The sequence below is a fragment of the Corallococcus sp. 4LFB genome, assembly GCF_046520365.1.
Taxonomy (GTDB): Bacteria; Myxococcota; Myxococcia; order Myxococcales; family Myxococcaceae; genus Corallococcus; species Corallococcus caeni.
The window spans coordinates 1-12,257 of record NZ_JBKGHJ010000252.1; the positions used below are offsets into that span (position 1 = coordinate 1).

Sequence of the window (12,257 nt, forward strand, 5' to 3'; positions counted from 1 at the left end):
CCGCCGCGCGCACCGCGACCGGAAGGCACCGCCGCGAAGCGCCGCGCGCGAAGTCCGCGCGCGCGCCGCAGGTGGCCCTCACGCACGGCGACCGCGTGCTGTTCCCCGGCTCCGGCCTGACGAAGGCGGACGTGTTCGCGTACTACGAGCAGGTGGCGCCGCTGCTGCTGCCCGTGCTCGCGGACCGGCCCCTGTCCCACCAGCAGTGGCCCGCGGGCATCCAGGCGCCGGGCTTCTTCCGGCACGAGCTGTCCGGCATCCCGGCGTGGATGCCCACGCTGCGCGTGCGCCACGAGGACAAGACGCTGCGCCACGTGAACGTGAAGGACACGCCCGCGCTCCTGTGGCTGGCCAACCAGTCCGCGCTCACGCTGCACATGTGGCTGTCGCACGCGCCCCGGCTGGCGCAGCCGGACTTCGTGGTGTTCGACCTGGACCCCGGCACCGGGGGCTGGAAGGACGTGGTGAAGGTGGCCACCCTGCTGCACGCGCGCCTGGACGAGCTGGGGCTCAAGTCCTTCCCCAAGACGTCCGGCAAGCGCGGCCTGCACGTGCTGGTGCCCCTGGCGCCGGGCCACACCTACGCGCGCACCCAGGCGTTCGCGGACGCGCGGGCGCGCGAGCTGGAGGAGGAGCTGGGCGACATCGCCACCACGCAGCGCTCCATCCGCGAGCGCGGCGGGCGGCTCTACATCGACGCGGGCCAGAACGCGCGCGGCAAGACGGTGGTGGCGCCCTACTCCCTGCGCGCCGTGGAGGGCGCGCCCTTCTCCGCGCCGGTGGACTGGAGCGAGGTGAACGGCCGCCTGGAGCCGCACCGCTTCCGCCTGGAGACGCTGAAGAAGCGCCTGGACGCGGTGGGGGACCTGTTCGCGCCCGTGCTCCGGGTGAAGCAGGTGCTGCCGGACGCCCAGGCAGGCGGCTGACGCGTCGCGCCCTGAACGGAGGTTTCCCGGAAGGGGGCGGCGCGTGCTACTGCCCGCGCCGCCATGTCGTCCGTGACCGTCGTGACCCCCGCCGCGCAGCCCGCGCCGCGGTGGAAGGTGTCCCTGGCCTACGCCACCTGCTTCCTCCTCTGGGGCTCCACCTGGGCCGCCGTGAAGGTGGGGCTGGAGGACCTGCCGCCCCTGCGCTTCGTGGGCACGCGCATGCTCGTCGCCGGGGTGGCGCTGCTGCCCTTCGCGCGCTCGCGCGGGACGGCGCTGGGGGGCGGCACCGGGTGGCGCATCGCGGGGCTGGGCGTGCTCCAGCTCGCGGTGCCCTTCGGCCTGCTCTTCGTGGCGCAGCAGTGGATCCCCTCCAGCTGGTCCGCGCTCCTCTTCTCCACCTTCCCCGTGTGGCTGCTGCTGGTGGGCCGCATCGTCTTCCCGGATCAGCACCTCACCGCGCGCAAGCTCTTCGCCGCGGGGCTGGGCCTGACGGGCGTGGTGGCCCTCCAGCACCAGGAGCTGGTGTCGCTCAGCTTCTCCGGGCAGGTGGTGCTGGGCTGCCTGATGACGCTGTTCGCGGCGTCGGTGGTGGCGGTGGCCAACGTGCTGTTGCGCCGTCACATGACGCACGTGCCGCCGCACCTGCTGACGCTGGTGCAGACCTTGAGCAGTGCCGTATTGCTGCTCTTGGCGTCCGCGCTGCTGGAGTGGAACCAGCCGGCGCACTGGACGCCCAGGGCGGTGGGCGCGCTCTTGTACCTGGCGCTGGGCGGGACGGTGCTCACCTACCAGTGCCTGTACTGGCTGTTGCCGCGCATCTCGCTGGCGGCGCTGGGCGCCATGGCGCTGCTGGACACGCTGGTGGCGGTGACGCTGGGCGTGGCGCTCCTGGGCGAGCCGCTCACGCCGTCGCTGCTGGCGGGCGGCGCGCTCATCCTCACGGCGGCGGCGCTCGCCAACCGCGACGAGGCCCCGGAGGCGAAGGTGCCTCCGGAAGCCCCGCCCGCGGCGTGAGGCCGTGACTCAGAACGGCAGGGGCAGCGAGTACGCCGTGCCGTTCTGCGTGCCGGTGCGGTAGCTCCTCGGCGCGCCGATGACGGCCGTGGGCGGCGAGCCGCCGGAGCCGGGGACGACGGAGAGGGACTGGCCGAGGAAGGAGCGCTCGGCGACGTCGCCCACCACCAGCAGGAAGGGCGACAGCGGGCCCGTGGACTTCGCGCCGCCGGCGAAGAGGAACGCCGCGCCGTCGCCGTCCGCGGCCACGGACGCGTTGGGCGCGCCCACCCACAGGTCCGGGATGCTGTCGCCGGTGAGGTCCCTGCCGCCCGACAGCGACGTGCCGAAGCTCACCGCGCGGGAGCGCCAGGTGAGGTTCAGCGGGGCCAGGTCGGCCACGTCCAGCAGCTTCTCACCGGAGGCGGGCGGGGTGAGCGCGGAGGTCGGGATGAGCAGCACCGCCTGCTGGCTCACGCCGTCCACCAGGTAGTTGTTGGCGCTCACCGCGAGGAAGTCCCGCGCGTCCCCCAGGAACCTGCCCGCGCGCGTGGTGGCCACGCCCAGGTTCATCAGCGCGCGCGACACCTCCGCGTCGCCCGCGATGCGCACGGTGGCCCCCGTCGTGCGCGCGCCGCACCGGCTGCCGCCCGCGTCGTGGCCGTAGGCAATCACGATGCCCGAGTGCGAGTTGTCCGAGTAGCGCCACGCCACCTCGTCGCAGCCATCCCCGTTGAGGTCGCCGACGGCGGCGATGGCGGAGGTCTGCGGCAGCGAGCTGGTGTTCCACTGCGCGGGCGGCCAGACGATGGGCGTGGACGGCCAGGAGTACGCGGGGTCGCAGGCCAGCGTGAGCTTCGCGAGCGTCGCGTCCTCCGGCGCCCGGCCCAGGAACACGTCCATGCCGCGGTCGCGCAGCACGGCCACGTCCTCCTTGCCGTCGTTGTTGAAGTCGAAGCCGCCCACCACGCCCCGGCCGATGTTGGTGCGCTTGCACTTCGTGGCCGCCGCGTCGTCGCAGGTGGAGACCACGGACGGCGCGAACACCCGCCAGGCCGGCTTGAAGGTGCCGTCCGCCTGCCCCGCCGACACCAGCAGCCCGCCCAGCGACTGGGTGCCCGTGGTCATGCAGGCGTTCTGCACGTAGGGGTCGCGCTCCGACGCGGAGGAGGTCGTCGCCGGGATGACGAGCCCCGTGGCGCTGGCCACCAGGTCCGGCCGGCCGTCGCCGTTGAAGTCCGTGAACGCCACGTCCACGCCCACGTTGCGGCCGCCGTACCACGGCGAGCTGGCGCCCTCCGCCGCCACGGTGGCCTTGCCGGGCTCCGCGGTGTCGAAGGTGTACGCGCGGCCCACGTTGAGGTCCGCGCCGTCGTTGTTGGGGCCCGGGCCGGAGAAGCCCTGCGCGCCCACCAGCGCCATCACGCGGCCGCCCAGCCGGGCCACCGCCACGGCCTCACCGAAGCGCTCCACGCTGGCCCTCGCCGTCACGTCCAGGCCGCTGCGCGTCCAGTCCGCCACCGTCGCGCCGGCCTTCGTGAAGACGTCCACGCGGCCGGTGAAGGCCCCCGTGGCGGACGACGCGCGGCCGGAGAAGCCCGCCAGCACCGGGCCGGACGGCAGGTTCCACGCCGCGAGCCCCGCGCCCAGCACCTCCGCCTTCGCCGCGCCGCCCAGGAACGCGAGCGGCTTGTTCATCACCGTGTCCTTCGCCAGGCCGGTGAGCGGGAACACCAGCACCTTGCCCGCGTTGCCCAGCGTCGTCGTGCCCACCGTCACCGACGCGTACGGCGCGCCCAGCAGCAGCTCCGGCCCCGCCGTGCCGTCCACGTCCATCACCGCCCAGCTGCGCGTCGCGGTGATGCTCCGCGCGTCGCCGTAGAAGCGCGCGAACGCGTTCGAGAGCGCCACCGTCGGGGGGTTCACCGCCGCCGGGTCGTCCACCAGCTTCGCGCCCCGCAGGTCGAACAGGTACGCGCCGCCCGCGTCCTGCTGCGCCGCCACGCCGCCCGACGCCCGCAGGTCCGGCGCGTCCGCCCGGTCCGCCATCACCACGAGGAACGGCGGCCGGCTGCCTCGCCGGGGACGGCGCCCAGGCGCCAGGTGCCCTCGTTGCCCAGCGACTCCACCGCGGTGTTGGACGCCAGCACGTACAGGTCCGCGGCGGGGCGGTAGCGCGCTCCCGAGGCGCGCGCGAAGTACACCGCCACGGCCATCTGCTGGCCGTTGGTGCTGCCGTCCGCGTTGTAGCGGGTCAGCCGGTGCAGCGCCGCCAGGTCCGGGCGGCCGTCGTCGTTGAGGTCCGCCACCGCGAGGGCGCGGCCCAGCTCCGTGCTGCTGCGCAGCACGAACTTGCCGTCCTTGTCGAGGTCCTGGCCGCCCAGGCGCACCACCGGCAGGTCCGGGATGGGCTGTCCCTTGGTGAGGATGAAGATGTCCACCACGCCGCGCCGGCTGATGCCGGAGAGGGTGGACAGGTCGCCGCCGGGCGAGCCCACGAACAGGTCCAGGTCTCCGTCGCCGTCCGCGTCCGCGATGGCCAGCCCCGTGCCGAACCCGCCGCGGCCCAGGCCGGTGAGCGCGGGCCGCAGCAGCGCGGGCGCCTGGCCCGCCTTGAACGTGTAGAGGTACACCGCGCCCGAGTCGCCGATGGTCACGTCCGCGCCCGGCGAGGACACCGCCAGGTCCGCGCGCCCGTCGCCGTCCAGGTCGCCCGCGGCCAGCATGTCGCCGAAGAGCGCGCCCTCCGTCTCCCCCATCAACACCCAGGTGGGCTTCGCGGGCAGGCCGGCGGCGCTGCCCTTGTAGACGAACACCGCGCCGCCCGTGGGGCGCGACAGCTCGCTCTCGCGCTGGCCCACCGCCAGGTCCTGGATGCCGTCGCCGTCGAAGTCCGCGGTCACCAGCGTGGCCACGTCCGACAGCCTGCCGTGCGCCAGCAGGGGCCGCGTCAGCTCATCCAGCACGCGCACCGACACCGTGGCCACGTCGGGGGTGAAGGCGTCCTTCGCCTCCAGCACGATGGTGCCGGACGCGCCCGCCTCCACCACGATGCGGCCGTTCACGATGGAGCCGGGGCCGGACTTCTTCGTCCACGTCACGCGGTCCGTGCCGCCCGCGGTGCCCAGCGGCACGGACGAGCCCGACGGCACGCCCAGGTACGGCGGGTCCCCCACCAGCTTCGCGGCCTTGCTCACGGTGTACTGGAGCACCGCCGTGTCGCCGGACTTCGTGTCGCGCACGGTGAGGACGTCCTGCGCCTCCACCTGCCCCGCCGTGTAGACGCCCGTGTCGGTGAGCGTGGCGCCGGAGCCGTTGGTGGTGAGCGTGAAGGCCGCCGTGCCCACCAGGCCCTCGAGGCAATCTGGAAGGACGTGCCCGGCCGCAGCATCGCGCGCGCGGGCGCGACGCCGAAGCCCGCGATGACCTTCACCCGCACGCTGGTGGAGCCGCCGCACTGGTCGTCCACCACCGTCAGCGTGTCCTCGCCGGGCGTGGCGCCCGCGACGAAGCGGTTGCCGCGCATGTCGCCGGAGGAGCCGCCCGGCTCCACGCGGAAGCTGTAGTGGCCGCTGCCGCCGCCCGCCGTCAGCGTGGCCACGCTCGCGGAGCGCACGGTCGTGGGCTCCGCCGACAGCGTCAGCGAGGCGAGGCCCTCGCACGGGCCCACGTAGGGGAGCTGCTCGGCGGGCTTGAGCCCGCCGTCACAGCCCAGGGTCAGCAGCGCGGCGAGGGGGGCCGCGCGGATGAGACGTTTCATGGGGGTGCCTCGGAAGGGGGCGCCCGTCCTCCCCGGGAGGAGGACGGGCGCATGCACGGAAGGGGAAGCCGTCGTGAAGCAGGGGGCGTCAGGGCAGCGCGCCGGACGACACCCAGCGCTGGATGAGGGCGATGCCCTGCGGATCCAACGGCCCGTCCGCGGGCATGCGCAGGTCGCGCACCGCCGCGTTGATGAGCTGGGCGTTGGACTTCCACAGCTCGTAGGTGTTCAGCGGCCGGCCGGGGCTGAGGGTGTGGCACTTGGCGCAGCGGGCCTCGTGGATGGGCCGGATGTCGCGCGCGTAGCTGGGGGTGGTGGTGAGCGGCTGGTAGGTGAAGGGCAGCAGGCGCCGCGCCTCCGTGCCGTCCTCGAAGCGGGACACCACGCCCAGCGTGTGCCCGCCCGGCGCCAGGGCGGCGAAGGAGAACGCCTTGAGCGTCTCCCCGTCCGCCTCCAGGCCGCCAAAGCTGTACGCGGGCCCGGTCGCCTCGACCTCCTGGCCCTCCAGCTGGAAGTGGACGCTCTTGGGCGTGCTGCCCGGCGGCAGGCGGGCCTGGACGACGAGCCCCTCCTCCACCACCAGCATGCCCTGGTGCATCCCCGTCACGCGCGGCGCCGGCGTCTGGCTGATGGCCATGGCCTTGTCGCCCACGCGCACCCACGCGCAGCCGCTCTCGTCCGCGGCCAGGAGCGTCACGGAGCCGGAGGGCAGCCCCTCCGCCACGCCCCAGACCTTCGCGTCCGCGTCGTAGGTGTAGAGCCGTTCGCCCGCGCGGCCCAGAGGTAGCGCCCCGCGCCCAGGAGCTGCTCCGGCCGCGACGGCAGCGCCACCGTGCTCCAGCCGTCCGGGTTCCGGCGCAGCAGGCGGGTGCTGGTGAGCACCCAGGTTTCGCCCGTCGTGCCCGTGCCGGCGCTCAGCCCGGCCAACGCCTGCACCGTCTCACCGCCGGCGAGCGGCGCGTCCGTGCCGCGCACCTGGTAGACGCCCGGCGCGGACGCCACCACCACGTTCAGCTTGCCCTCGCGCGCGAACCACAGGCCCGGGAGGCCGTCCTCCGCGGGCGCGGCCGTCATGGTGGTGATGCCGGTGAGCGGCTGCCCGGACAGCTTCAGCGACGCGAGCACGCCCCCCTGGAGCTGGAACAGGCCCGTGGGGTGGGCAAGCCACGCGGCGCCGTCCGCCGTCTGCGCGGTGGCGACGATGCCGGTGCCCAGCACCTCCTGCCACAGCGGCTCTATCAGCCAGCCCTGGTCCGCGAGGAACAGGCCGCTGTCCGTCTCCACCAGGGCGCTGTGCGGCCCCAGGCGGAAGGTGGCGCGCACGGCGCCTGGCGCCGCGGTGTCTGGGGTGGCGCGAGCGCGCTGGTGCCGTCCAGCCGCAGGCGCACGGCCGCGCCGTCAGCGGTGGCGAAGATGCCGCCGCCGGACTGGTCCGCGAAGCCGGGCACCGCGGCCAGGGACTGCGCCGTGGAGACCTGGGTGGCCGTGAAGGCCGCGGGCTTCGCCGGGTCACTGCCCGGCGGTGCGTCCTCGCCGCACGCGGAGAACAGCACCGCGGACAACAGCAGGAGCGAGGGGGGAAGGAAACGCGCCACGGTGGGGGAACCGTGGCGCGGCCGGGGACACATAAGGGGAGTGCTCATCAAGGTTCAGGCAAGGATGAACCGCAGCGGGTCCACCCGCGTGATGCTGTAGTCCAGCTTCGCCGAGGCCAGCACCGTCGCGATGATGTGCTCGGGGAAGATGTTGGAGCCGTTCGGGTCGTTGGCGCCGGTGCGCAGGTCCACCGTGCCCGGCGACATGCCGATGTCACCGCTGCGGCCCACCACCAGGTTGTGCTTGATGCCCGCGCCCATCAGCAGGCAGCTGTTGGACAGGTGGTGGTCGCGCCCGCCGGTGGCGTTGATGGTGGGCGTGCGAGCGAACTCGCTGAACACCAGGATGGTGGTGTGGTCCATGAAGTTGCCGCCGCCGGGGTGCGCCGTCTGGCGCAAGTCATTCACCAGCAGGTTCAGCGCGTTGAAGCCCGCGCGCTGGTTGGTCGCGTGCGTCTGCTGCGTGCCGAAGTGGGTGTCCAGGCCGCCGGCCAGGTTGATGGACACGCACTGGCTGATGCCCTTCTTCAGGGCGGTGGCCACCATGGCGGCGCGGCCCGCGGCGCTGTTGTACGGGTAGGACTGGTTGTTGAGCCCGTAGAAGTCGCGCACGGACTGGTTGGCCGCCAGCTGGAAGCGGAACGAGTCCGACAGCTTGTTCTCCATCACCGTCTGCATCTGGTCGCGGCTGCTCTCGTAGGCCGTGCCCACGCCCCGCGCGGTGAGCGCCTGCTCCTCGCAGGTGATGGGCTGGCCGTTGAGGTCGATGAGGCTCTTCTCGATTTCGCTGTCCAGCTGGCGCGACGCGCTGGGCGGGTCCAGCGTGAGCACCAGGTCCGCCAGGCCGCTGACGCGCAGCGCGTTGGCGTAGCCGCCGTAGCGGTCGTTGTAGGACTCCACGCCCTGGGCGATGGACGGGATGGGCACCGTGGGCTTCATCTGGCCCACGATCTCCGTCGCGGTGGAGGAGCCGCGCGCCGCGCTGCCAATGGGCATCTTCCCGGTGAGGAAGTAGCGGTAGCCCACCTCGTGGGTGAGCGTGCTCATGTTGATGCCGCGCACCACCGTCATCAGGTCGTAGTGGTCCGACAGCGCGCCCACCGCGGGCCCGAAGGTCATCGTCGCGGGGCCGGCGCCCGCGCGCTCCTTGGGGACGATGGGCGTCTGCGCGAACGCCGAGTCCGTGAGCAGGTTGTAGCCCGGCATGATGCGCGTCTCGGAGACGCGGTCCGCGGTGAACACCGCCGGGTCACGCGGGTCGAAGGCGAGCAGCTGGTCCCAGCCGCCGCTGAAGTACACGAACACGAAGCAGCGGTCGGGCGCGGCCAGGTTCGTCGCCTGGGCCACGGCCTTGAAGGGGATGCCTCCCAGCAGCAGGGAGCCCATGAAGCCGGCTCCGGCCTTGAGGAAGGTGCGGCGCTCGGGGCTGCTGAGTTCGTCTTGGGGCGTCTTCTTCATCGCAGGCACCGTCAAGGTCAGTAGGTGATGAAGCGCGAGTCCGTCAGCATGGCGATGCACACCACCGCCAGCGCCTGGTCGCGCTTCTTGAGGGTTTCGGCCCGGGCGGCGGCCTTGCGGAAGAACGCCGCGTAGCGCGTGAGCTCGTCACCGGAGAGGGCGCGCCCCAGAAGCGGGTGGAGAGGTACACGAGCGTTTCGTTCACCTGCGCGTCCGTGAGCTTGGTCAGGTCGCTCATGGGCGAGGGCAGCGTGCGCCCCAGGGTGCGCAGGGTGACGTCCGCCTGCGCGATGTCCTTCTGCGCCTGGGCGATGCAGACCTTGCGCGCGCCGTCGTCCAGGAAGCGGGCGAAGACGAGGTTGGGCTCCGTGTTCTCCGTGGTGATGAGCGCGTAGTCCGCGCGGCCCAGCGACTGGGCGCGCGCCTCCAGCTCATCCCACTCCATGCCCACGGCGATGCGGATGGACTCCTTGAGCTGCGCGACGGTGAGGCGGCGGGGCGCGCGGCCCACGCTGCCGCCCTGGGCCTCCGGGTCCGGCAAGGGGTCGATGGAGTCCGTGTTCCCGTGCGGGTTGGGCACGGGTCCAGCTGGGCGTCCAGCGGGACGGGCTTGGCGGGGGCGTCCACGGAGCCCTGGGTGCAGCCCGTGGCGAGCGCGAGCAGCGCGGTCAACAGTAGGCGGCGCATCAGTCGATCCTCCGGTACGCGTCGGACATCACCACCTGCTCGATGAGGCCCTTGAGGCTGTGGTTGTTCCTGGCGAAGTCCTGCGACAGCGTCTGGAGGTACAGCCGCTGCTCCTCGGCCGTCATCGCGCGGCCCAGGAACTCGTTCCAGATGCGCTTGACGGTGCAGCGCTCCAGGTCGCCCGTCTCCATCATGCGCTGCACGAGCGTCTGCGGACCGCCCTCGATGTTCTTCTCCTCGTCCGCGGTGCGGTAGAGGTAGGTCTTCAGCAGGCCCAGCGAGTTGGCGCCGTCGCCGTCGAAGGCCTGCATCACGTACTGGCTGCACTCGCCGTCGCAGTTGGTGTTGCCGGCGAGGGCGCAGTCGCGGCACTTCACGTCCAGGCGGGGGAACTGGTCCGGGGACAGGAACAGCGCGGAGCGCTCCGCGAAGCGGCCCCAGTGCGCGCCCGTGGGCTCGATGGTGGCGTGGCAGTAGTTGCAGCCGCAGCGCTTGGCCAGGTTGTTCTCGCGGTTGCAGGCGTCGTCCGGGGGCGGCAGGGACGCGTCCGCGGCCGGGGCGAAGTGCTTGCAGAGGAACGCCTCGTAGAACTCGTTCACGCGGGCGCGCTGGGTGGGGAAGCGGTAGAGGAACGCGGGGGTGGTGAGCACGCCGGAGTGGGTGTTGTCGCGGACGTACTCGCTCCACTGGGTGGTGCTGGCGTACGTCACGGCGGGCAGCACCGCGTTGTCCGCGGGGGACTTCACGCTGAAGACGCCCACGCCCTGGCGCTGCCGGTAGAACTCCGACAGCGGGCCGTTCACGTAGGAGCGGCGGGTGGTGAGGATGTTGAAGTAGGGCTCGTCGTTGCGCACCACGGAGTCCGTGATGAAGAGCGGCTCCTCGTTGAAGGCGGCGACGCGCGCGGTGTGCACGTCGCTGATTTCGCAGCGGCGCATCTTGTCGCCGCAGCCGCAGCTGCGGTCGCGGTTGAAGCGCGCCGTCTCACAGGACTCGCCGGTGTACGGGTTCGTCGGCCGGTCCTGCGCCTCCACCGCGCACACCTTCAGCGGCTCCGTGGTGGTGGACCAGTAGGGCTGCACCGTGGTGGTGACGTAGCCCTCGCGCTGCACGCAGCCGCGCTGCGCCGCCCAGACGCCCTCCCGGGCCGTGGAGATGTCGAACCCGCAGCGCTCCAGCGTCAGGCTGCCGGTCCCCCCCGGCGGCTGCACCCAGGCGGTGATGACGCCCGTGGCCGGCGACGCCACCAGCACGTTGGTGGTGTTCTTGTTCGGGTCCGGCAGGCAGAGGTAGCCCACGGACCTGCCCGCGGTGCTGTTGTAGCGGTTGTCGCAGAAGTTCACGTACTTGCCGTACGTCGCGTGGGCCTTCAGCGCGTTGCAGTCCGCGAACTTCAGCTCCGGCTCCGTGGAGTTCACGTCCAGCGGGCGGCACTGGTAGTAGTTCGTGTCGTAGTCGTAGCTGACCGGCAGCGGCACGCCCTGCGCGTCGCGGCAGGCGGGCGGCGTGGAGTTGTCCTGGTGCGCGTCCTGCGGGTTCGCCTTGCAGCTGTCCTGGGCAATCTCCCCGTCACAGCGCTGGCCCTGGCCGCCGCGCAGGCTGTTGGAGTTGTTGCTGGCGAAGCTCAGCGGCGTGCCGGACACGCGGTAGTCGCCGTTGCCCTGCACGCTGCCGTTGATGTTGGCGCGCAAGAGGGCGCGGTGGAACTCGCGCATCCGCGCGTAGAAGGACTCGTCCTTCATCATCTTGCGGACGTCGTCCGCCGTGACGGAGCCCTTGGCCTGGAACGCCTTGTACTCCTCCATCGTCGGAGGACGTCCCAGCAAGTCGAGGGAAAGCTGACGCAGGTGCCGCTCCAAGGGAACCTTCGCCACGGGCGCGCACACCGCTTCTTCAGCGGCCGCGGGCAGGGCGAGCAGGAGGGCGGCGCTCGCCAGGGGGGCAAGGCAACGCACGCTGAACACGGGGAACCTCCGAGAGGGGGGGGTCGGGGGTGACGCAGTGCCGGAGAGTATGAGGGGATTTCCGGTTTGTAATCCAGCCGACCTAACCGATTCCATTCAACCGACATATCGGTCCATGTAGGCCCGCGCTCTGAGGCGCTGTTGCAAGCCGGGCCTGACGCGGGCCACAAGGGGGGCATGTCCAACGCCGCCACCGGGCTGTCCCCGTCGTCCTCGTCCACCCGCGACCGCTCCTTCTTCATCGCGATTGGCGTGGTGTCCGCCGGCGCGCTGGCGCTGCTGGCGTGGCTGCTGCTCATCCGGCGCGGCGGCGCGGGGATGGGCGTGGACCTGCGCTTCATGCCGGCGGTGAACGCGGGGCTCAACGCGACGGCGGCGGCGCTGCTCTTGGGCGGGTGGGTGGCCATCAAGCGCGGCGCGCGGCGGGTGCACCAGAACCTGATGGTGAGCGCGTTCCTCGCGTCCGCGCTGTTCCTGGTGGGCTACCTCGCCTACCACTTCGTGCACGGGGACACGCGCTACGTGGGGGACTTGCGCGCGCTGTACCTGACGCTGCTGGCCAGCCACGTGCTGCTGTCCATGCCGGTGCTGCCGCTGGCGCTGGTGGCCTTCTACTTCTCCTGGCGGCAGCAGTTCGCCCGGCACCGCAAGGTGACGCGGTGGCTGGCGCCCATCTGGCTCTACGTGTCGGTGACGGGCGTGGTGGTGTTCTTCATGCTGCGCGGCGGCGTGCCCGCGGTGCCCTGAGGCCTCCGCGTCACGACGCGGTGTACTCGGAGCCGCCGCTGGTGGGCGCGGGCCCTGGCGGGGCCGGCGTGGGGCCCGCGGAGAGCGGGAGGCCCCGGGGCAGGCGCACGGTGAAGTCGGAGCC

The 12,257-nt window shown here is 72.5% G+C and carries 12 protein-coding genes; 3 read left to right on the forward strand and 9 right to left on the reverse strand.

Annotated elements, in window-relative coordinates:
• Both ligD and ACLEQD_RS24675 read left to right on the forward strand, forming a co-directional pair.
• Positions 1-926, forward strand: a 926-nt coding sequence (gene ligD / locus ACLEQD_RS24670; RefSeq protein ID WP_410387279.1) for a non-homologous end-joining DNA ligase, incomplete at its 5' end; no start/stop codon positions are given.
• 63 nt (positions 927-989) lie between these two features.
• Entirely contained in the window at positions 990-1,943 is a 954-nt protein-coding gene (locus ACLEQD_RS24675; protein ID WP_410387281.1) for a DMT family transporter, read from the forward strand.
• A 9-nt stretch (positions 1,944-1,952) separates the two neighbouring features.
• Here the strand turns inward: ACLEQD_RS24675 and ACLEQD_RS24680 are convergent, their stop codons facing one another.
• From ACLEQD_RS24680 to ACLEQD_RS24720, 9 genes are all read right to left on the reverse strand, one after another.
• On the reverse strand, positions 1,953-3,971 hold the full coding sequence (locus ACLEQD_RS24680) for a VCBS repeat-containing protein (protein ID WP_410387283.1): 2,019 nt from the start codon (positions 3,969-3,971) through the stop codon (positions 1,953-1,955).
• On the reverse strand, positions 3,971-5,188 hold the full coding sequence (locus ACLEQD_RS24685; protein WP_410387301.1) for an FG-GAP-like repeat-containing protein: 1,218 nt from the start codon (positions 5,186-5,188) through the stop codon (positions 3,971-3,973). The genes ACLEQD_RS24680 and ACLEQD_RS24685 overlap by 1 nt, the downstream gene beginning before the upstream one ends.
• The gene (locus ACLEQD_RS24690) at positions 5,116-5,682 is read right to left on the reverse strand and encodes a hypothetical protein (protein WP_410387285.1); all 567 of its coding nucleotides are present in this window, start codon (positions 5,680-5,682) and stop codon (positions 5,116-5,118) included. The genes ACLEQD_RS24685 and ACLEQD_RS24690 overlap by 73 nt, the downstream gene beginning before the upstream one ends.
• Before the next feature lie 88 nt (positions 5,683-5,770).
• Positions 5,771-6,406, reverse strand: coding sequence for a hypothetical protein (locus ACLEQD_RS24695; RefSeq protein ID WP_410387287.1), 636 nt, complete (start codon positions 6,404-6,406; stop codon positions 5,771-5,773).
• The gene (locus tag ACLEQD_RS24700) at positions 6,376-7,005 is read right to left on the reverse strand and encodes a hypothetical protein (RefSeq protein WP_410387289.1); all 630 of its coding nucleotides are present in this window, start codon (positions 7,003-7,005) and stop codon (positions 6,376-6,378) included. Before ACLEQD_RS24700 ends, ACLEQD_RS24695 begins: the two co-directional genes overlap by 31 nt.
• Positions 6,921-7,277 (reverse strand): hypothetical protein, encoded by a 357-nt coding sequence (locus tag ACLEQD_RS24705; RefSeq protein WP_410387291.1) that lies wholly within the window; start codon positions 7,275-7,277, stop codon positions 6,921-6,923. The genes ACLEQD_RS24700 and ACLEQD_RS24705 overlap by 85 nt, the downstream gene beginning before the upstream one ends.
• Positions 7,278-7,331: 54 nt before the next feature.
• On the reverse strand, positions 7,332-8,735 hold the full coding sequence (locus tag ACLEQD_RS24710) for a DUF1501 domain-containing protein (protein WP_410387293.1): 1,404 nt from the start codon (positions 8,733-8,735) through the stop codon (positions 7,332-7,334).
• Positions 8,736-8,778: 43 nt separating this feature from the next.
• Positions 8,779-9,315 carry a hypothetical protein gene (locus ACLEQD_RS24715; protein ID WP_410387295.1) on the reverse strand — a complete coding sequence of 179 codons (537 nt, stop codon included), beginning with the start codon at positions 9,313-9,315 and terminating at the stop codon, positions 8,779-8,781.
• A 106-nt stretch (positions 9,316-9,421) separates the two neighbouring features.
• Positions 9,422-11,386 (reverse strand): DUF1585 domain-containing protein, encoded by a 1,965-nt coding sequence (locus ACLEQD_RS24720; RefSeq protein WP_410387297.1) that lies wholly within the window; start codon positions 11,384-11,386, stop codon positions 9,422-9,424.
• A gap of 177 nt (positions 11,387-11,563) precedes the next feature.
• Here ACLEQD_RS24720 and ACLEQD_RS24725 point away from each other — a divergent pair, with 177 nt between their 5' ends.
• Positions 11,564-12,133, forward strand: a complete 570-nt coding sequence (locus tag ACLEQD_RS24725) for a DUF420 domain-containing protein (RefSeq protein ID WP_410387299.1) — start codon at positions 11,564-11,566, stop codon at positions 12,131-12,133.
• Positions 12,134-12,257 lie beyond the last annotated feature (124 nt).

Coding starts and splice junctions, on each gene's coding strand:
- ACLEQD_RS24675 (WP_410387281.1), top strand. CDS start 990: ATGTCGTCCGTGACCGTCGTGACCCCCGCCGCGCAGCCCGCGCCGCGG.
- ACLEQD_RS24680 (WP_410387283.1), bottom strand. CDS start 3,971: ATGGCGGACCGGGCGGACGCGCCGGACCTGCGGGCGTCGGGCGGCGTG.
- ACLEQD_RS24690 (WP_410387285.1), bottom strand. CDS start 5,682: ATGAAACGTCTCATCCGCGCGGCCCCCCTCGCCGCGCTGCTGACCCTG.
- ACLEQD_RS24710 (WP_410387293.1), bottom strand. CDS start 8,735: ATGAAGAAGACGCCCCAAGACGAACTCAGCAGCCCCGAGCGCCGCACC.
- ACLEQD_RS24725 (WP_410387299.1), top strand. CDS start 11,564: ATGTCCAACGCCGCCACCGGGCTGTCCCCGTCGTCCTCGTCCACCCGC.